This is a genomic window from Pseudooceanicola marinus, assembly GCF_020177265.1.
In the GTDB taxonomy this organism is placed as follows: Bacteria; Pseudomonadota; Alphaproteobacteria; order Rhodobacterales; family Rhodobacteraceae; genus Pseudooceanicola; species Pseudooceanicola marinus_A.
Map to the genome: position 1 here is coordinate 1 of NZ_JAIVMC010000013.1, position 19918 is coordinate 19918.

21 protein-coding genes are annotated in these 19918 nt (G+C 61.9%); 7 read left to right on the forward strand and 14 right to left on the reverse strand.

The annotated features are described in order from the left end of the window. The first annotated feature begins 294 nt into the window (after nt 1-294). The 7 genes from LC066_RS19110 (at nt 295) to LC066_RS19140 (ending at nt 6603) form a co-directional block, all read left to right on the forward strand. Nucleotides 295-681, forward strand: coding sequence for a DUF302 domain-containing protein (locus LC066_RS19110; protein WP_100161063.1), 387 nt, complete (start codon nt 295-297; stop codon nt 679-681). 137 nt (nt 682-818) lie between these two features. After that, complete coding sequence (locus LC066_RS19115; protein ID WP_224902469.1) at nt 819-2147, forward strand: APC family permease; 1329 nt, start codon at nt 819-821, stop codon at nt 2145-2147. Between the two features lie 558 nt (nt 2148-2705). Beyond that, on the forward strand, nt 2706-3146 hold the full coding sequence (locus LC066_RS19120) for a c-type cytochrome (protein WP_100161098.1): 441 nt from the start codon (nt 2706-2708) through the stop codon (nt 3144-3146). Nucleotide 3147: 1 nt separating this feature from the next. After that, nucleotides 3148-4527 carry a multicopper oxidase family protein gene (locus LC066_RS19125; protein WP_412103260.1) on the forward strand — a complete coding sequence of 460 codons (1380 nt, stop codon included), beginning with the start codon at nt 3148-3150 and terminating at the stop codon, nt 4525-4527. Then, the gene (locus LC066_RS19130; RefSeq protein WP_224902475.1) at nt 4524-4928 is read left to right on the forward strand and encodes a c-type cytochrome; all 405 of its coding nucleotides are present in this window, start codon (nt 4524-4526) and stop codon (nt 4926-4928) included. Before LC066_RS19125 ends, LC066_RS19130 begins: the two co-directional genes overlap by 4 nt. A 77-nt stretch (nt 4929-5005) precedes the next feature. Then, nucleotides 5006-5830 (forward strand): DUF6692 family protein, encoded by an 825-nt coding sequence (locus LC066_RS19135; RefSeq protein WP_224902478.1) that lies wholly within the window; start codon nt 5006-5008, stop codon nt 5828-5830. An 11-nt stretch (nt 5831-5841) separates the two neighbouring features. Then, nucleotides 5842-6603, forward strand: a complete 762-nt coding sequence (locus LC066_RS19140) for a glutaredoxin family protein (RefSeq protein ID WP_224902481.1) — start codon at nt 5842-5844, stop codon at nt 6601-6603. A gap of 47 nt (nt 6604-6650) precedes the next feature. Here LC066_RS19140 and LC066_RS19145 read toward each other — a convergent pair whose 3' ends face one another. From LC066_RS19145 to LC066_RS19210, 14 genes are all read right to left on the reverse strand, one after another. Then, on the reverse strand, nt 6651-7529 hold the full coding sequence (locus LC066_RS19145) for a CopD family protein (RefSeq protein ID WP_224902483.1): 879 nt from the start codon (nt 7527-7529) through the stop codon (nt 6651-6653). Between the two features lie 2 nt (nt 7530-7531). Further along, nucleotides 7532-7894 carry a copper resistance protein CopC gene (locus LC066_RS19150; RefSeq protein ID WP_224902487.1) on the reverse strand — a complete coding sequence of 121 codons (363 nt, stop codon included), beginning with the start codon at nt 7892-7894 and terminating at the stop codon, nt 7532-7534. An 83-nt stretch (nt 7895-7977) separates the two neighbouring features. Further along, the gene (locus tag LC066_RS19155; protein WP_224902490.1) at nt 7978-8694 is read right to left on the reverse strand and encodes a copper resistance protein B; all 717 of its coding nucleotides are present in this window, start codon (nt 8692-8694) and stop codon (nt 7978-7980) included. A gap of 29 nt (nt 8695-8723) precedes the next feature. Next, the gene (locus LC066_RS19160; protein WP_224902493.1) at nt 8724-10433 is read right to left on the reverse strand and encodes a copper resistance system multicopper oxidase; all 1710 of its coding nucleotides are present in this window, start codon (nt 10431-10433) and stop codon (nt 8724-8726) included. A gap of 180 nt (nt 10434-10613) precedes the next feature. Beyond that, a complete protein-coding gene (locus tag LC066_RS19165) occupies nt 10614-10967 on the reverse strand; it encodes a hypothetical protein (RefSeq protein WP_224902496.1) in 354 nt (117 codons plus the stop codon). 112 nt (nt 10968-11079) lie between these two features. Next, nucleotides 11080-12627, reverse strand: coding sequence for an LPD7 domain-containing protein (locus tag LC066_RS19170; RefSeq protein WP_224902498.1), 1548 nt, complete (start codon nt 12625-12627; stop codon nt 11080-11082). Continuing rightward, the gene (locus LC066_RS19175) at nt 12620-14746 is read right to left on the reverse strand and encodes a type IV secretory system conjugative DNA transfer family protein (RefSeq protein ID WP_224902501.1); all 2127 of its coding nucleotides are present in this window, start codon (nt 14744-14746) and stop codon (nt 12620-12622) included. The genes LC066_RS19170 and LC066_RS19175 overlap by 8 nt, the downstream gene beginning before the upstream one ends. Beyond that, nucleotides 14743-15720: a P-type DNA transfer ATPase VirB11 gene (gene virB11, locus LC066_RS19180; RefSeq protein ID WP_224902504.1), complete on the reverse strand. Its 978-nt coding sequence runs from the start codon at nt 15718-15720 to the stop codon at nt 14743-14745. The genes LC066_RS19175 and virB11 overlap by 4 nt, the downstream gene beginning before the upstream one ends. Nucleotides 15721-15776: 56 nt before the next feature. Next, nucleotides 15777-16943 carry a type IV secretion system protein VirB10 gene (virB10, locus tag LC066_RS19185; RefSeq protein WP_224902507.1) on the reverse strand — a complete coding sequence of 389 codons (1167 nt, stop codon included), beginning with the start codon at nt 16941-16943 and terminating at the stop codon, nt 15777-15779. A gap of 2 nt (nt 16944-16945) precedes the next feature. Next, nucleotides 16946-17797, reverse strand: coding sequence for a P-type conjugative transfer protein VirB9 (virB9, locus tag LC066_RS19190; protein ID WP_224902510.1), 852 nt, complete (start codon nt 17795-17797; stop codon nt 16946-16948). Beyond that, on the reverse strand, nt 17794-18480 hold the full coding sequence (locus LC066_RS19195; RefSeq protein ID WP_224902512.1) for a virB8 family protein: 687 nt from the start codon (nt 18478-18480) through the stop codon (nt 17794-17796). The genes virB9 and LC066_RS19195 overlap by 4 nt, the downstream gene beginning before the upstream one ends. Beyond that, nucleotides 18477-18677: a hypothetical protein gene (locus tag LC066_RS19200; protein WP_074838741.1), complete on the reverse strand. Its 201-nt coding sequence runs from the start codon at nt 18675-18677 to the stop codon at nt 18477-18479. Before LC066_RS19200 ends, LC066_RS19195 begins: the two co-directional genes overlap by 4 nt. Nucleotides 18678-18723: 46 nt before the next feature. Continuing rightward, complete coding sequence (locus LC066_RS19205) at nt 18724-19617, reverse strand: type IV secretion system protein (protein WP_224902514.1); 894 nt, start codon at nt 19615-19617, stop codon at nt 18724-18726. 30 nt (nt 19618-19647) lie between these two features. Beyond that, nucleotides 19648-19911 carry an EexN family lipoprotein gene (locus tag LC066_RS19210; RefSeq protein WP_211785606.1) on the reverse strand — a complete coding sequence of 88 codons (264 nt, stop codon included), beginning with the start codon at nt 19909-19911 and terminating at the stop codon, nt 19648-19650. Nucleotides 19912-19918 lie beyond the last annotated feature (7 nt).

Below are 19918 nucleotides of genomic sequence, written 5' to 3' on the forward strand. Positions count from 1 at the left end.
CGGTTTTGGTGTGGATGTATGTGCGCCTGGCGAGGAGCGAGGAAGCCGACAGTCGCGCCAGTTTCGGCGAAGCTTGGGAGCGCTATGCTGCAAGCGTCCCTGCATTCATTCCCCAAAAAATTGCTCCCCCCAGTAGATCAAGCTCGCGAGTTCGGGGCTCAAAGGAAGGTGAAACATGATGGGCGGATTCGGAATGGGAATTGGCGGGATCTGGATGATCCTGATCTTGATCCTGGTTGTGCTCGCAATCGCGGCACTTGTGAAGTACCTGCGCAAATAGCCGAATGAAGTCAGATGAGTTATTCAATCGACCGTTTCTTCGAGGGCGCCAACCTAGACGAGGTTGAAGCTCGCACACGGCAGGCGCTGGCCAACGCGGGCTTTGGCGTCCTGACAGAGATAGACGTGAAGGCGGCAATGAAGAAGAAGCTCGACAAGGACATGGATGGCTACCTGATCCTTGGTGCCTGCAACCCCGGGATGGCTCGGCAGGCAATCGGGCTGGAACCCAAGGTGGGTGCGATGCTGCCCTGCAATGTGATCCTGCGCAAAATACCCGGCGGCGTCGAAGTCTCGGCCGTCGATCCGCAGGCATCGATGCAGGCCATCGAAAACACCGAACTCTCCGCCGTAGCGGGCAAGGTTCGTGACAGGCTGGCTGGCGTGGTTGCTGCTATCTGACGATTTCAATAGCCAGAAATGGGCGAAAACATGAACGATTTCTTCACTAACGCCGCGATTTCCCTCGCCGCGTTGATTGCAACATCCCACCTCGGCGACAAGGCGCTGAAGCGCTCCCCGATAACGGAGGTGTCATCATGAAACACAACCATGGGGGCGGCGACTACAAGGCTGGCTCGATCACACTCGGCGGCGCGGTTGCGATGGGTACTGGGGTTATGATCGGTGCTGGCATCTTTGCCCTGACTGGCCAGATTGCCGAGTTGGCAGGGACCCTGTTCCCAATCGCCTTCATCGTCGGCGCAATTGTTACCGGTTTCAGTGCCTACAGCTATGTAAAGATGTCGAATGCCTGGCCCTCGGCAGGGGGCATCGCGATGATCCTGCAGAAGTGCTACGGCCCCGGAGCAGTGGCCGCTGGTGCTGCTCTGTTGATGGCATTGAGCATGGTCATCGCCGAAAGCCTAGTCGCCCGGACCTTCGCTGCCTACCTTCTGCGTCCTTTCAACATTGACGGTGGACCACTGGTGCCGATCTTGTCGGTAGGCGTGATCCTATTCGCATTCCTGGTGAATATCGCGGGAAACCGTTCGATTGGTCTTTTTTCTCTGGTGATGGCTGCGATCAAGATCGGCGGTATTGCCATTTTCGGGTTTGCAGCTCTTTGGTCAAGCGGGTTTGACTTCGCTGCGGGCACGGAAGACATCAGTGCCCATGGCGCCACTGGGTTCATGGCCTCCGTCGCACTCGCCATCTTGGCCTTCAAAGGCTTCACGACAATCACCAATAGCGGCGCTGAGATCACCGACCCCCATCGTAACGTCGGCCGGGCAATCGCCATCTCGATCGCGCTGTGTGTCGTGGTGTACCTCCTAGTGGCCTTCGGCGTCGGTTCGAGCCTGACCATCGACCAAATCGTTGACGCTCGGGATTATTCTCTGGCCGAGGCCGCTAAGCCCGCCCTTGGCGAGGCGGGGTTCCTCCTGACCGTCTTGCTCGCGGTCGTGGCCACTGCTTCGGCCGTCCTAGCCAGTGTTTTCGCGGTGTCGCGAATGCTGGCCATGCTGACTGACATGAAGATGATCCCGCACAGCCATTTCGGCATGACGGGCCCGATCCAGCGCCACACCCTTGTCTATACGGTGGTGGTTGCCTCAGGGCTGGCAGTGTTCTTTGACCTAGGCCGGATCGCATCACTCGGTGCGTTCTTCTATCTGGTCATGGACATGGTGGTCCATTGGGGCGTATGGCGTTTCCGCCGGGAAGACATCGGAGCCCGGAGTCCGATTTTGATAGCGGCATTGTGCTTCGACGCCATCGTGCTAACTGCATTTACGGCAATGAAGTTGCAGAGCGATCCCATGATCGTCATCCTCGCCGGCGCGGGGATCTTCACTGTCTTCTTCTTCGAGAGGAGCTATCTATCGAATTGGCTCGCTCCGCAGTATGGCAACCGCGATGAATGATGAATAACGTAGTCCTGAAACAAGGTTATAGTCGGCAGACCGCAGTCTGCGGGATAGGTGTACACGCCTGGAAAACGCAGTGTACGGGGGACAGTAGTGACCATTGTGTCGCGAGATCCCATCTTGCTGGCTGACGACGAAAGGTCCCCATGCGCCTGCTCGCCATCATCGTCCTGACCAGCCTCGTGATGCTGGCTGCCTTCCCGCAAATGTCTGCGGCTGGGCCCGCGATGCATGAATGCGCGGCCTGCCCAGAGGCGATCATCGATGCAAATCAGCAGGCCCCGGCGCACCGGCACCAGGTCGACGCGCCTTGTTCTGACATGGCGACCTGCGCAGGCTGGGCCCTTGTCGATACCAGTCAGCCTCTCCATAGCGCCAACCCGCCACGCCTCCGTCATGCGTGGCCGGAGCCACGAAGTGGCACGACGATCAGTCTGTCCCTTGACCTCCCGCCTCCTCGCGCCTGAGCCAGCTCCAGTTGAACCTGGGTCGTTTCCGATCGACCCATCATCAGAGCGCGCGGCCCGCAAAGCCGTGCAGGGTCAGGATACTATCATGAACAAATTCACCCTCGCCGGGGCCGCGATTCTTGTCGTGGCGCTTGGTGCTTATGCAGTCACTCGCTCCTCCGAGCAAACCGCCCCCGTGCAGGAAACCATGGCGCCAGCGGAGGGCGCGCCCATGGTTGCCGTCACTCTTCCCGATACGCTGTCGCCCGAGGGGACGATGGGGAAGCGGGCTTTCGATGCGGTCTGCGCTGATTGCCATGGTGACAATGCCGCCGGGAAAATGGGGTTCGCTCCGCCATTGATTCACAAGATCTACGAACCGTCGCATCATGGCGACATGGCCTTCCAGATGGCGGCTGCGAATGGCGTACGCGCGCACCATTGGAAATTCGGAGACATGCCGCCGCAGCCCGGGGTGACCCGTGCGGATGTGACGTCGATCATCGCCTACATCCGCGAAGTACAGCGCGCAAACGGGATCAACTGAAATGAAAATGACGCGACGTGCGTTCTGCGCAGGTCTGACCTTGGCGCCGCTGGCACGCCCTGTACAGGCTCAGGACATGCCCCTCTTGACCGCCAGGGCAGCTACTGTGCAGCTTGCCCCGGATGGCTATCCGGCGACGCCGGTCTGGAGCTACGACGGGACGATCCCTGGCCCGGTCATCCGCGCTGCTCAGGGCAGCCGGTTGCAGCGGCGACTTGTGAACACGCTGGAGGTTCCGACCTCGGTTCATTGGCATGGCATCCGTATCGACAACGCCATGGATGGTGTCGCGGGTTTGACCCAGAACGCGGTGCCGCCCGGCGAGAGTTTCCACTATGCCTTCGATCTGCCCGATGCGGGAACCTACTGGTATCACGCCCATACCAATTCGATGGAACAGGTCGCGCGGGGGCTTTCCGGAGCCCTGATCATCGAAGAGGCGACGCCGCCTGATGTGGATCGGGACGAAGTCCTGATGATCGACGATTGGTTGCTGGACCCCGACACGGGCCTGTTTGTCGATGATTTCGCAGCGCCGATGACGCGCAGCCACGGAGGCCAGATCGGCAACCTCGTGGGCGTGAACGGGCGCTATGATTACAGGCTTCCAGCCCGGCAGAACGAGCGGCTGAGGCTGCGGCTGATCAACTCGGCCAATGCCCAGATCTTCGGTCTGAAACTGGAAGGGCTGACCGGCTGGACGGTGGCTCTAGACGGTATGCCTCTCGATACGCCAGAACCGGTGACGGATACGCTTGTGCTTGCGCCGGCACAGCGCATGGATCTGATTGTCGATGTCACCGCCGAGGAAGGGGAAACCGCAGGACTTCTCTTTGCCTCAGCGGATGATACTTGGCGCGTACTGGCTGAAGTTTCTGTCGAAGGACGTGCCGCGTCAGTGCCGCGCGGTGCGCCTCAGCCCTTGCCGCGCAATCCGGGGATGGAGGTCACAGGCATCGACTCCGCGTCTGTCCTTGAGATGCCGCTACAGGGCGGTGCGATGCGCGGCGTGGAGAGCGTAACCTTTAACGGGCAAAGGCTGGGCTGGCAGGAGCTGGTTCAGAAAGGACAGTTCTGGGCCCTTGCTGGACAGGCTGGGCTGGGGGAGACACCTTTTACCACCCTGTCGCGCGGAGAAACGGCCCGCATCCGCATGACCAATGACACGATCTTCCCGCACGCGATGCACATGCACGGGATGCATTTCCGGGTGCGCAAGGCGGACGGCAGCCTTGGCCCTCTACGGGACACGGTTCTCGTCATGCCCAACGAGACGACTGAGACCGCCTTCGTTGCGGACAACCCGGGAAAGTGGCTGCTGCATTGCCACATGCTGGGGCACGCAGCTTCGGGAATGACGAATTGGATCATGGTTACATGAAGGGCCTGATCGCACTTGCAGCAACTCTTGCAAGCTGGGCGCAGGCCGTTGCGGCAGAGGAAGGTATGGATGGCGCAGCTCTGTATCAGCGGAACTGTGCATCCTGCCATGGGACGGAGCTTCAGGGGCAGCCGGACTGGCGCAGCCCCGGTCCCGACGGCCGCCTTCCCGCGCCACCCCATGATGCCACGGGCCACACTTGGCATCATGGCGACGACATCCTGTTCCGCATCATGCGGGACGGGACTGCCGCGGTGGTCGGCGGGGGATATGAAAGTGACATGCCCGGCTTTGGCGACGCGCTGACCGATGCGGAGATCCGAGCGATCCTCGACTACATCAAATCCACCTGGCCCGAGCGCGAACGCGCCTATCAACGTGAAAGAACTCAGCAGGAATAGGCCGAAAAAAGTCAACTTTTAGGGAACATCCACCCACTGGAAGGTTGTTACTCCCTTAAACGCACTTGGAGGTGACGATGGCCTATTCCCGCTTTTTCCTGATGATTGCCGTGTCTACGGTCCTGATGTTCGGGTTGATGTACCTGAACACGTATCTGGTCAGCCATATCTTCTGGTCAGAAACACGCGCCTATATGGCCATCGTCATGGGGGCGGTCATGGCCTTCGTCATGCTGGCCTTCATGCTCAGCATGTACAAGAACCGCACGCTCAATATCGCGATATTCGCGGGCTCCATCATCGTTTTCGCAGGGGCGCTCTGGCTGGTGCGCAGTCAGGTGACGGTGCAGGACCGGGCTTACATGCGGGCGATGATCCCGCACCATTCAATTGCCATCATGACGTCGTCCCGTGCAGAAATCACCGATCCCAGGGTGCGCACTTTGGCCGATGACATCATCTACGCCCAGGATAAGGAAATCGCGGAGATGCGCTATCTGATCGCGGACATTTCGGCGAATGGAGAGGCGACCCCCGCCGGGGAGGAACCGGCTGCCGAGTTGAAATCCGCTCAGGACGCCCTGTCCAGCGAGGTCGTTTCCAAGGTCGATCCGGAGTTCCTGACGCAGGCAGATATCGCCCAGGTCTTCCCGGATGGGGCCGCGTGCAGCTTCACCTACACTGAAACGAGCCCGCCCGTGTTCGTGTCTGGAAACGGCACTGCCCTAGTCAAGATCAGCGGGGATCTTGTCCGCCTCGATGGCGCGGGAGGAAGCTTCAAGGCTGACCCGATCACGATCGAGGTGCGCGACACGGAAGATGATGGCCTTCAGGAATTCGTCATCAGCGCGAGCCCTGACTACGAGGCCGGTTTCCGCGGTCAGCACGCCTGCACGAATTGAGGAAGATGATCATGCCAAAAGATACCACGAAAACCGCCGTTCTCTACCGCATGGTCATGCCTGAGCACACATGCCCCTTCGGTCTGAAATCCAAGGACTTGCTTGAGCGCAAAGGCTACGCCGTCGAAGATCATCACCTGAAGACCAAGGACGAGACTGAGGCCTTCAAGCGCGAGCATGACGTCAAGACGACGCCGCAGACCTTCATTGACGGGAAACGGATCGGGGGTCATGACGATCTGCGCATTTTCCTCGGGATCGACCCACCCAAGGAAGAACAGAGCGACACGACATATCGACCTGTCATCGCGATCTTTTCGGTCTGTGCCCTGCTGGCGCTTGGGCTGGCGTGGCACCAATACGGGACGATCCTGACTTGGCAGGGCTTCCAGTGGTTCATCTCGCTGTCCATGACCGTGCTTGCGATCCAGAAGCTTCAGGACGTCGAGCAGTTCTCGACCATGTTCCTGAATTACGACCTGCTGGCGAAACGTTGGGTGCCCTACGGCAAGGTCTATCCCTACGGCGAGGCACTGGCTGGCATCCTGATGACTGCAGGCGTCCTGACATGGATTTCCGCGCCCGTTGCACTGGTCATCGGGACCATCGGAGCAGTCAGCGTGTTCAAGGCCGTCTACATCGACAAGCGTGAATTGAAATGTGCCTGCGTCGGCGGGAACTCCAACGTGCCGCTTGGCTTCATTTCCCTGACCGAGAACCTGATGATGATCGCAATGGGGCTCTGGATGGGCCTGCGCGCGCTCGGGGGCTGAGATGGGAAACGGGGTCGTCGTCGCAGCGCCCCCGGTGTCTTTCTGGCTTAGCCAACGTGCTCCGGCGCGACCGTGGATGTGAAGGTGGCGGTGACCAGCAGGATCACGAGGAAGGCCGCGACCTCCCATCGGATCGACGCCCTCAGCGGGCCGGCGTTTCCGGTCTCAGCCAGGGCCGGGGTCAGCCGAAGCTTGTTCAGCCCTGCGAGGCCGAGAAGCAGGGCCACGACAGCCAGTTTCAGCGTCAGGAACTGCCCCCAGGGTTGGGTCAGGACCGCGATAGGATCGCCCGCCAGAATCACCAGGATCACGACGCCCGCTGCGACAAGCAGCCCGACCGTGACCAGCGCCGCCTGACCGAACCGTTCGACAGTGCGCACGGCTGCATCGTTGCCGCGCTCTGCCATATCATAGAGCGGATAGAAGCCCCCGATCCAGAAGCTCGCGGCAAGGATGTGGATGACGAAAAGCGTTGCAAGCGCCAGCCTTGGATCTTCGGTCGCGTGACCGCGCAGCGCGAAGCTGATGGCGACAAGAACAACACCAAGGAACGCCACAGGCCGTGTCCAACTGCGATTGAGCACGATGGTCGCGATGCCGAGAAGGCCAAGAATGTCGGCCTCAACCGACAGCCCAAGTGGGCTGAACAGCGCGATCTGAAGCATCATCGGATCAAGCGCGCCGCCGAAGCCCCCGTAGAAGAAAGCCGCCCGCAGCGGAATGTTCAGCGCGCTGAACACAATCCCAACGACGGCTGACCATGCTGCAAGCCGCCTGAGGCGACGGCTTGCAGCGGCATCCAACTCCGTCAGGAGCCAGAGGTTGATGACGGAGCCCGCCGCAAGCAGGACACTGACATACATCCCCGCCTTGACGAGGATCGAGGCGATCTGCACCGGTTCCAGTGCGGCAAGAACTCCGCCCATGATCAGTTCGCGACCTTGAACGCGAAGCTGCCATTCATCGGGTGGCCGTCCGGCGACATGCCGCGCCAGTCGACCTTATAATTGCCCGGTGCGAGCTTGGGCAGCTTGCCTTCCCAGGTTTTCACGGACTCATTCGCAGCAGGACCGTTGATCTTGTAGGTCTTACCGTCCGGCGCTTTCATCGTGACGGTGGTGATCTGCATGGGGTCTTTGAACATCAGGTGCATGACCTTGGTGTCCGCGCCTACCGTCTGGCCGTTGCCCGGCATGGTCATCATGCCCTTGCCGTGGGCCAATGCAGCGCCTGCGCTCAGGGCCAGACCGACCGACAGTGCGGCGGACGTCAGGATAGTACGAAGTTTCATTGGGGTGCTCCCTTGGTTGGTTCAGGTTGAAAATGGCTGCGCCCTCTCTGCGGCTTCGGAGGAGCCGAGAGGGCGCAGAAAAATCAGAACATGAAGTTGATGCCGACGACGCCGGTCAGCTCGTCGACTTCATGGCCATGATCGCGCAGGATGTCGGCTGTGCCGCCGAAGGCGCGTTCGTAGTTCACGCCGACATAGGGGGACACGCTGCGGCCGATCAGGTCGTAGCTCAGTCGCAGTCCCAGCTCGACAGAGCCGCCGCCCGCCGCGATTTCGCGCGCGGGATCATCCGCCAGCGGCAGGCTGACTTCGAGAGACGGCGTCAGGATCAGCCGGTTGGTCAGCAGAGCTTCATACTCCACCTCCGCCCCGAGGTAGGGGTATTCGGAAACGTAGAGCGCCGCTTCGACTTCGAACCATTGCGGCGCGAGGCCGGTGACGCCGAAAGCGCCGTAGTAGCGCTCGGGCGCGCCGTCCGGCGTGGAGGCGGCGACCCCGATGAAGCCATCGAAGAAATCGGTGATCGGCTTCTGGAGGCGGATCTGGTTATCCATCTCTTCGAAATCGCCACCTTCGATCTTCGCGCCTTCGCTCTTCCAGACGAGCCGCAGCTCGTCATTGCCCGTCCAGGCCTCGAACCCCCAGGCAAAGGAGTTCTCTTCATCGCCCATCCGGTATTCGAGCTTGTCGGTCCGCACGCCCCAGACTGTCGGGGAAACGCCCACCTCGGCCATCGCGACTGAGGTAAAAGTCAGCGCAAGCGGAAGCCCGAGGGCCGTTCCAAGCAGCAGTTTTTTCATGTGATTGGTTTCCTTGGAATACGCACCCATCAGGACGGGCCGCCTTCGACGATGACCTTGCGGAACATGCCGCCGGCCATGTGGTAGGAGAGGTGGCAATGGAAGGCCCACTGGCCGGGAGCGTCGACTTCGGTCTCGGTGTAGAGCGTCGTTCCGGGGGCGACGCTGACCGTGTGCTTCACCGGGTCGTATGCCCCTTTGCCAGTGTCGATGATCGTCCACATCCCGTGCAGGTGCATCGGATGCGCCATCATGGTTTCGTTGACGAACTTGAAGCGGACACGCTCGCCATACTTCAGGCGGATCGGATCGGCGTCCTCGTATTTCACGCCGTCGATCGACCAGATGTAGCGTTCCATGTTGCCAGTGAGGCGGATCTCGATCTCGCGGGTGGCGGGGCGATCACGGTAGAGCGGTTTGCGCGCCGTGAGGTCTTCGTAGCCAAGGAACTTGCCGCCATTGGCCGCCGTCGGGATCAGCCCGCTGCCCGGTGCATAGAAGGCAGCGCCCGGTGCGCCTTCAGAAGGAACGACGGGCATGCCAGCGGACATGTCCATGCCGCCCATATCCATCCCGGAATGGTCCATGCCCGACATGTCGAACCCGCTCATGTCCATGCCTGAGTGGTCCATCCCAGACATGTCCATGCCGCCCATGTCCATTCCCGAATGATCCATTCCAGACATCATGCCCCCCATGTCTGCCATCGTAAGCAGAGGCTGTGGCCGCATTTTGTAGTAGGGACCGACCATGCCTGCGGACGGTGCCAGCGTGCCCCGCACCATCGCGGTGCGGCCCGCACTTTCGCCGATGATCGAATAGGCCTTGGCCTCGCGCGGCTGGACGATCACGTCATAGGTTTCAGCCACGGCGATGCGCAGCTCGTCCACCACGACCGGCTTCACGTCATTGCCGTCGGCCTGCACCACCGTCATTTTCAGACCGGGCACGCGCACGTCGAAATAGGTCGTCGCCGAGGAGTTAATCAGGCGCAGGCGCACCTTTTCGCCGGGCTTGAAGATGCCGGTCCAGTTCTGCTGGGTGCTGGCTCCGTTGATCAGCGGTGTGAAGCCCTGAACATCCTCGATGTCCGTGGGCATCATACGCATGGCACCCCACATCTTCCGATCTTGAAGGGCGGCTTTCAAACCTTCGGCACCTGCGTCCTCGATCAGGTCCTGCGCCGTGCGTTGCGCGCGGTTGTAGTAGTCTGCCGAAGCTTTCAGGTTGCGGAAGATCCGCGATCCGCTGTGCGGATGCTTGTCCGTGAACTGCACCACGTAGTCGCGGTTCGTCGGCACGGACTCCCCGCCTTTTGGGGCGATCACGATGGCGCCATAGGCGCCGTCGGGCTCCTGGAAACCCGAATGGCTGTGGAACCAGTAGGTGCCTGCCTGTTCGATCGGAAAGCGGTAGGTGAAGGTTTCGCCCGGCTTGATGCCGTTAAAGCTGATGCCCGGCACGCCGTCCTGCTGGAACGGCAGGATCAGGCCATGCCAGTGGATCGACGTGCTTTCGCGCAGATTGTTCTTCACGCGGATGACGACGTCTTCGCCTTCCTGGAAGTGCAGGATGGTCGGGGTCTGGCTGCCATTGTAGCCGATCCCGTTCTTCTTGAAGGTTCCGGTGTCGATCCGGACCTTGTCGACGGTAATGTCATAAGTGCCAGCCTGCGCGGGCAGGCCGAGGGCAAGCCCCAGCACTACGGCGAGAGGCCGCAGGAAGTTCGTGTGTTTCATGTGTTTTCCGTGAGCGCGGACCAAAAAGATGGCCTCGCAAAGAGGAGATCACTGCCGAGCAGCGAAGGGAGGGAGAAGGATCAGGTGGGCCAGAGGTTAGAACCTGAAGAAGGCCGCAAATGATCGGATTGCCGGACGTAGCCGCTCGGGCACGCCGCAATCAACGCCGGACAGGCGCGCTCAGGCCAGAGGAGGCCGAAGGAAGGAAAGAAGAACGGACTGCAGAGCCATGCTCGGTTCGGCTGGATTCAGGTCCGCGATCCGGAAATCTTTGTGCAGGTCGACAGCAGACGTATTTCCAGACTGATCTGTGCAAGCAACGCTGGCACAATGAAGCAGTCCCATTGGCTTGGGCTGCTGCTCAGTCTCGAAGGCAGTGTCGACCACCTGATCCTGAAGAACGGATATTTCGTCACTATGCACATGCTGAGCCGCAGGATCTGCACAATGTTCGGCCATCGGCATCACATGCGCAAATGCACTCGTCACAACGAGCTGCAATGCAACAAGAATGATGAAGACCCGACCGAGCACACAGTTTCCTTTCGTCCATCGACGATAAACACTTCCCGGTGGCCAGTCGTCAAGTCGGAAGAGGCCCTCCCGTTGCTGGAGGCTAACGACAATGTGAGGTTAACATGACGCTCTATCTAGAGCGGCTGCCCTTGGTCTGGTCGGGCATCTGGCGTTCAGGAACAGGTCTCGTTTCCTTGGCGGTCGCTCCACGCACTTGAGCCTCTTGCTCTTTGGTCACGTTGGCGAGGCGTTGGACAGGGATCTGTCTTCCGGCTTTCATCCCCTGAGATAGAAGCTTGGCGGCATGTTCTCGGGCGGTTTCGCGGTCCTTTTCCGAAACCCCTTCAGCTCGGAGCCGCGCGTCCATGTGGGCCAGAACGCTGGCTGGACCTTTGGCGGCATGGTCGCCGGGTTCGTATCGCTTGATGCGGTCTTCGAGCCTGTCCGATTTGGTGTCTTGCTCGCGCTGCTTGCCGGCCATTGGCATCTCCTCGGTGGTTGCCCTCGCCGCAGATTTCCCCTGTGCCGCGCGTTGCGGCTGTGCTTCGCGCTCGATGTCCTTGGCGTCCCAGAGGCGGCGGTGTCCCTGGCGTTCGACTTCCTCTCCCGTCTTCTGATCCCTGGTCTTGTAGGTCACGGGCTCGACGCCGGGAGAGAAGAAGGTCGCGCGGTCGCCGACTTTCAGGTCATGTTTTTCGAGCGCAGCAGGAAGGGTGACGCTCCAGATATGCTCTTCCTTGCCTGCCGTGTTGGTCAGGGCGACGAAGGGCACGGGGTCCGCCCCTTCGCGGTTGCGATAGGGAGTGGTGCCGATGTCGGTGATCTTGCCGGAGATGCCGTCAGAGTAGCTTTGGCGTGGCGCGGCATGCTGGTCTTCGCGGTCGGGCGTTTTGCCATTGGCGGAAATGGGCGCGCGGTCTGTCCGCTCGATGGCGCGTTCTCCGATCATCTGGGACCGGCGGTTGGCTTCTTCCTGGTCCTTTTCGGTGGGACGATAGCCCTGAACCTTCAGGCCCTGGGCAGTGCCTTCAACCCACATCTCGCGCCGAAACTCCTCCGGCCCTTTCGCCTTCAGGCCTTGCCAGCCGCGATGCGAGGCAAGCTCGATCATGTCCATTGCTGTCCCGCGATCCGCATTGCGGGTGCTGAGCTGGTCGCCCTTGTCGATGATCGCAGGCCGGGCGTCATCATAGGAACGGTAGAGGTCCTGCTGCCCCTTCGCCTTCGTGACGAGAAACCTGTCGTGGTAGCTGACGGGCAGATCAAAGCGATCCTGATCCGGCTTGCTCTTCGGCCTTTCGCTTGGCGAGATCGAGCCTTGGTCTTTGGGCTGCTTTTCCGGGCTGGCCTTCTCCGCGACCCGTTCATGATAGCCGGTCCAGAAGTCCATGTTGGTCTGCGTCATGCGGGAAGGGGCCGCGCCATCGCGGTTGAGGCCCGTGAGATCCTTGGGGACGCTGTCGAGCGTGGGCACGGACTTTTGGATGTCCCTCCCGATGGTGACCGTGTGGGCGACGGTGCGCGCGCCTTTATCCGTGGCCTCGATCACGCGCGGACGCTGGCTGGCCTCGGCATCCGCAAAGGCACGCCCTGCGGCGGCAGCCGAGGTGAAGCGCTCTTCCTTATCGTTATGCGCGTAGGAGAGCGTGAAGCTCGTGCTCTTGTCCGTCTCAGGCATTCCGTTTCCTTTCGGCTTTGGCGGGGGCGACGTCACAGCCGAGGGCGGCGAGGATGTCCGCCGCGCCCTTGCGTGTTCCGACCTGTCCGGCCTTGTTCAGCTCCTTGATTTTCGCCTGTGCCTTCTGCCCGCTCAGTGCCAGCCGGTCGAAGGAGATGCCGTCGGGGTTGGCGATCTCTTCGTCGGTCATCGGCACTTCGGCAGGTTCGCCATTGGCGACGTTCGCGGCCTGGAAGGCTTTCAGACCGGCCAGCTTGTCGAAGTTGGTTTGAAGGGTGGAGACGCTTTCGCGCAGCATCGCGTTCTCGTCTCTCAGGGAAGCCACAGCTTCAGCCAAGGCGTTGCGGTCGATCTTGGGAACCACGGGCGGCGGCACCTTGGAGCGTTCGAGCAGCGCCGCTTCGGCATAGAACCTGATCTTCTTCGCCCGGATCGGTGGGTGTCCGGCGACGAAAACCAGCGCCTCGCTCTGGTCCATTTGCAGCAGTTCCTGCGGCAGCATGAGGGAGCGCTTCTGTTCGCTGTGGCTGACGGTCGTGCCCTTGCGGTTGGCAAGGTATTTGGACTTGGACTCGCTGCGGGCTTCTACGCCATGCGTGCCGAGCCGTTCTGACAGGTTGCGCGCCTCTTTCACCCCCTTCGGGGTGAAGACGATGCTGACGCCGGAGTTGTCCATGTAGGCATCGGCGCCGTCCTGGCCGTAGATGTCGGCCAGCTGCGCCGGGGTCTGGACGATGGTCAGCACCTTCATACCGTAGCCCGCGAAATAGCCGATGCCGCGCTTGAAGGCCGGAAGCTCCCCGACCGAGGCGAACTCGTCCATGCAGAGCAGGATCTTGTGTTTCAGGGCTGGATTATGCTCGGGCAGCTCCTGCATGTTCGCGTCGACGCAGGACTGGAAGAAGAGGTTCATCAGCGGCCCGAGGCGACCGAGGTTATTGGGCGTGATGCCGACATAGATCGTCATCCGTTTGCGGCGCAGATCGGCAAAGGCAAAATCCGACGCGGCAGTTGCCCGATCGAGCATCGGGTTGGCGAAGAGGCCGAGGTTGGCGGTGATCGTGGATTTCACGCTCTCGAAGGTATTCTCGCTCTTCGAGAGGAAGTCGTTGAGGGTTGAGACGGTCTGAAGCGACAGCGGACGCCCAGTGGCCTTCCTGACTTCGATCCGCTTTCGGAAGGTTTGAACGAAGTCCGGGGTCAGGGTGAGCTGGCGGTAGATTTCCCCCAGGGTGAAGGGCCGTTCCGGCGTCTCGGCCAAATAGCCGCCGACGCCGACAAAGGCCGTCTGTGCCGCCCGGTCGAAGAACGGGTCTTTCGAGGCCACCGGAATGAACAGGTCGGCCAGTCGCTGAAGATCCTCGATCTGGTAATCGGTGCCGCGCCGGACCGTCGAGAGCGGGTTCCAACGATGCGTGCGACCGTCCGGATCGAGGGGATCGAACAGGAACACCTCCTGACCGCCGGCCTTGCGGAAGCCTGCGGTCAGGGTCCAGTTTTCCTTCTTGATGTCCAGGACCACGGCAGAGTCCGGCCAGTTGAGGAGGTTCGGGATCACCACGCCGACGCCCTTGCCGGAGCGGGTCGGGGCATAGAGCAGGACGTGTTCGTCGCCGCCATACACCAGCAGGTTCTTGTGCGTCAGATGCCCTGCCTTCTGGATCTTGACCGCGCCGCCTTGCTCGACTGCGCGGCCCCATTTGTCGATCCGCTTGCCATAGTGACGGGAGGGCAGAGAGCCGGTGAAGCCCGCGATGAGGCCTGCCTTCGATCTCATGCCCGCCTGCCGGATGTCGCGGGCGCGTGCGAACTCGGCGCGGCCATGCACGTCCGGCTTCGGCTGCGCCTTAAGGATGGCGGCAGCGATGACGATGGTCGGCAGCAGCCCGGCATAGCCGGAGAGCTTGATCCATTTGACCGTCTCGGGATCGGTGTATCCGGCCAGCGCAGCCTGCGGCCAGAGCAACAGGTCGCGGGGCAGGTGGAGCGGAACCTTCAGCCCCCACTGCATGACATAGGCGGCGGTGATGAGCCCCCCGGCCACGGGGAACACGACCGCGGCCGAGATGGCGGCAGCCCGCGCGGGTGTGCCAAGGCGATGCCAGTTCTGGACGATCATGTGGCACCCCCCAGCTTTCTGTGGGGATCGAAATAGACCTCGGTGACCCTGCGCCCGGCGGCGGTCTTCTTTATCTGCACGACCACGTCGACCATCTGGTAAAGCATGTCCTTGATCTCGTCGCGCTTGAGGTCGCGCCCGGCCTCGCTCTCCTTCACCAGAAGGGCCAGTTGCTCGAAGGCGAGCGCGGCGGAGTCGGCGTGGATGGTGGTGATTGACCCACCATGTCCGGTGTTGACGTTGCGCAGGTAGTAGAAGGCCGAGGCGTCGCGAAGCTCCTGCAGGAAGATGCGGTCGGGCCGCATCCGGAGCGCGCTTTCCAGCAGGTCGCGCGCCGTGACCTTGGCCTCGCCCTGGCCGCCCTTGGAATAGATCGTCCGCACCACGTTGGGCTGGGGAAGTTCCAGCTCGACGGTGTCCTCGATGGTGATCAGCCGCTCATCGGGCGGGATCAGCGGGATCAGCGCCTTCGAGAAGGTCGTCTTGCCCGAGCCGGTGGAGCCCGAGACCAGGATATTCTTCTTCGCCAGCACGGCGGATTTCAGGAAGGTTTTCCAGTCGCCGCTGCGGTGATGGTCAAGCAGGGCTTCATCTGCGCCTGACAAGGCGGAGGGGGCGTTGGTGACGCCCTCGAACATGCCCTGACCCAGAAGCTCGTCGAGCGTGAAGGTCCGCTGCGCCGGTTTGCGGATGGTGATGCTGACCGTGCCCGCCGGGACGGCGGGCGGAAGCACGATCTGGATGCGCTCGCCCTGTGGCAGGGAGCCGGAGAGGAGCGGCATTGTCTCGTTAACCTTCTGTCGGGAGAAGGTGCCCACGGTCGTGACGAGGCCGGTCAGGAAGGCATAGGTCAGGCCGGGCAGTTCGACCCTTTCCCAGGTCCCGTTGGCATATTCGACGAAGACCTCGCCGGGGCGGTTGATGCAGATCTCCAGAACGTCGTGGCGTTCGAGGAAGGGCGATAGCGGGGCCATGTGAGAGGCCAGCGCCGGGGGCACGGGCCTGTCTTGCGGCAGGATGGGCATATGCATCATTTCAGCCGGTAAACGCCGGAGAAATCGAGATCGCGTGCCACCATGACCGAGACCTCTTCGCCCTGGTTCTTCCGCAGGATCACGGGCACGTCGATGGTATTTTCCAGTTCCGTCTGGGCGAGGCTGCGCGCCGCCGCGCGGGAGTTTTCATAGGAGTCATCATCGCCGTCGCCGGAGGTGGTGGCGACGATCAGGGCATCGTCGATGATCGACAGCATCATCGTGCCGCCGAAGCGGGTCCAGAACTGGGTATCGATGTCGCCATCGAAACCGGTACGACCAAGGGCATCGGCACCCGGCGAGCCCAGGTTCACGATCACGCCGTTCGGTGTTTCGGCACGGGTCCAGATCACGAAGAGGCGCTTGCGGCCTCGCTGCATCCCGCCCTTGTACTCGCCGACGATACGGGTGCCGCGATCCAGCAGGATCACCGCGCCCGTGGTCGAATAGACATCGTCGGTCACGGTGCAGCGGACCATGCCGGGGGCCGTGGAATCCATCGCCGTGTCGAGCGAACAGGGGATCGTCGTGCCCTGCGTCACGGTCAGGTTCGGATGGGCGAGAACGGTGGCCTTTTCCGATTGCCGGTCGCTGGTGACGAGCTCGGCCGCCAGTCCCGTCAGCTTGCCGCCCGCGCCCTCGGCCGAGCCGCCAAAGAGATTGGCCCCGGCATCGGTGCCTGCCTGAGCCGCCGATCCGGCAAGGCCCGTCAGGTTGCCCTGATAGGCCATGACGGGCGCGCGCTTCGAGGACTCGTAAAGCTGTTCGGCCTCGCTCGGTTCCGCCGGAGCCAGTTGTTCTTCCCGGCGCACGCGCTCTATCGGGCCGACCGGGGTTTCGGGGTCGGGGTCTGCCACCTCTGGCTGGGCCTGCTGCTCCTGTTCTTGGGGGAGTTCCGCAGGTTCGAAGTTCTGCCCTGGCCGGATCGTGGTCTGCTGGCGCTCGGTTTCTTCGGGCGGTGCAGGCTCTTCGTCGGAAGGCCATTGGAGGAAGGCCATCGTGCCGAGAAAGACGAGGCCAGCGGCCACGAGGAATTTCTTGTTCTTCTCGTTCAGCCCGGCGGATTTCGCGCTGGTGATCGAGGAGATGCCGCGCTCGCCCTCGATGCCGTTGTCCATGGGTTCGGGTGCGCCGTCCTGCGGTGCTTGCTCTTCAGTCGTCATGATCACTGTCCGATGATTTCGCGCTGCACGGTGCGGCTGGTGGTGCCGGTGCCGGTGTAGCCACCAGAGGAAGATCCCAGCCCCATGTTGTAGATTGCGGTGACCTGGTTCCCGAGGCGCAGGCGCATCTCGGGGGCCACGTCATGCACGATGATCTGGTTCTTGCGGACGGTGGTGTTCGCCATGCGCTCGGTGCCGGTGCTGTCCACCACAAAGACTGAGGGCATCCGGTTCATCCGCGAGAAGGACAGAACCGTCATTTCCCCGTTGTCGTAGGCCTGCGAGGGCTGGAGGTCATGCGATCCGGCGACCAGATAGCGCCAGTTCTTCGAGCCAGAAGTTGCCACGGATTCGGCCAGCCGTGCCTTGGCGGCCTCTTCCTGCGCCCGTGCTTTCTGGTCTGCGGCCTCAGTTCGGCGGCGGTTGGCCTCGTCGGTTGGGTAGGCGAACCTGATCTGGAAGTAGACGTCCTTGGAGTTGTTGGTGATCGCGCCGTCCCGGACGATCAGCTCGAAGGAATAGGTCCGGGTGGTGCCGTCCTCGCGCATGGTCGCGATCTGGAGGTTGGTCGGTGGGTTGGTCTCGCGTGGCTTGAGATAGAGGATGTTGCCGCGTGGTACGATCTCCCAGGCGACGGTGTCACCGCTGCCCACGTCGATGATTTCCTCGGTCTGGGCAAAGACAACCTGCACGGAGGTCCGCAGGGTGCCGACGACACGGACCACGTCCCATTCGTTGTAGCTGACGGACCGAACGCGGCTGTCGGAGCGCGAAGGGTTCGGGATGTCGAGCGCCAAGGCAGGCGCAGCGGCGCTGAGCGCCAGACAGGTTATGAGGGCTGCACGCAGGATCATTCCGTCACCTCCGGGTCGGCCCGATAGGTGCTGACGATGAAGCCAAGAGGATTGATCGTGCGATCCTCGGTGCTGATCTCCGCATCGGCGTCGAAGTCAAAGCCGATGGTCGAGACCCAGAGGCTTTGCGTCGTCAGGTTTTCGCGTTCGTTGATCTCGGTCTTGTAGAACCGGACCTGTGCCAGCCCGTCGTTCAGGAAGGAGATCGAGCGGATCTTGATCTCGGCCTTGGTGTCGGTGCCATAGGCGTATTGCGGGCTCTTGGGGTTGGAGCCGTTGTAATAGGTCGAGAAGCGCGCCTGTTCCTCTGGCGAGGACATAAGCGTCACCTCGTGGAAGATCGCTTCCCGCTCGGCATAGGTGTAGCCTTCGCGTTCACGGACATAGCGGGCCAGGAAATAACGGGTGACGGCCTCGTCATAGGTCGTTTCGCCGTCGCTCAGCCGGGTCATGACTTCGGGCACACCGCTGGCCTGATCGACGCGAATGACGAAGGGCACCACTTCCTTGAGCGGGGCCATGAAGCCGACAGCGGCCACGCTGGTCAGCGCCATGACGCTGGCGGCCCCGGCGATGATCCAGGCCGTCCGCTTGGAGCGTTCGGCGGCGAGGCGGCTGTCATAATCGAAGCTGCGGGCCTCCTTCAGATAGGCGGCAAGGTCCTTGTCCTGCGATGCCGTCATGCGTCGTCCCCCTCACGCGTGTCCGCGATCTGGGGCGTGACGCCGATCTCCTTCTGCTTTTCGAGGACAGCGGCCTGATAGTCCCATTTGGTCGGGTTCAGGGGCCGGACGACCGAGCCTTTCACATCGGGCAGGGGCGTCGTCGTGGCGCAGGCCGAAATGCTGAGGACGGCCATCAGGAGGACAAGTTTCTTCATCGCGTAACCTTGGAGTCTAATCGTGGACGAGGTGGATTTGTCCGCCTCAGCTCTGTCGTGTCGCGGAGCCGCCGGACTGGGGCGTGCTGCCTCCCTGTCGGGGTGCCGCATTTCCCAGAAGCTTCCGCTCCACGAAGCGCTGTACGGCGCCGGTCGAAGTACCGGCGCCGGCGCTCAACGCCGCCGCGATGGAGGGAAGCAGGAAGAAGAAGATCGTGCCGCAGGCCATTGCGACTAGGAATGCAGAGACTGCCGCCGCGCCGTCCTCGATGCTGAAGCTCGAATAGACGTCGCCGATGAAGGAGGTGACCACCAGCATGAGGACGATGACCAGAAGCTTCAGCAGGGCAAAATTCAGGGCCTGACCCAGCCAGGCAAAGAACCAGCCGCGCGTGACATCAAAGAGGGCGAAGGCGACGAAGAGCGGGCCGATTGCCGCCATGAGCGCTAGCCCGAAATGGACCAGAAGGCTGATCACGAAGGCAATCGCGGCAAAGGGCACGGCGGCGATGATCACGACGATCGACAGGACATAGCCATAAATCGAGCCCGCGATGCCCGAGCCGTACTGGTCCTGCACCTCGGCGCTGATCCGGCCCGCCATCGCCATGACGGGATCGGAGGGCAGGTCGGTCGACCCGCCGGTCAGCGTTTCCACGAAATCAGGGATGCCGTTGAGGATCGTGTCCCCGACCCAGGACGAGTAATCGCCGGCGCTGGACACGAGGGTCCAGATGATCGCCAGCTTCACGCCGCGGAGGGTGAAGTCCATCAGCGGCTCGTGGATGGAGCCACGAATGATCGCCCAGCCATAGAGAAACAGGTAGATCGTCAAGGCCGCCGTCAGCGGTGCAGTCAGCTCGGAAGAGATGGTGCTGCTGATGTCGTTCATCTTGTCGGTGAGACTGTCAGCAAAATTGTCGTAGAGCGCTTGCAGCATGGGACGGCCCTTTCCGGGTGGCGGCGATGGTCAGTTGAAGGACGGGTCTCCGAAGAGACGGTCCGAACCTTCACGGTCCTTCTGCGTCTGGGTCTTCTGGGCGGCCTTGCGGGCGTTCACGCAGTTGGCGTCATCCATCGCGCGGTCGGACAGCTCGCAGGTTTCCAGCATTGCGGCCCGCTCGGCGGGATTGGCCGTGAAGTAGTCGACCGTGTGGTTCTCGGCCTCTTCCTTGCAGCCCGCGAGAAACGCAGAAGCCGCAAGGCTGATGATCAGGGGAAGGGGCAGGTGCATGGTGTCT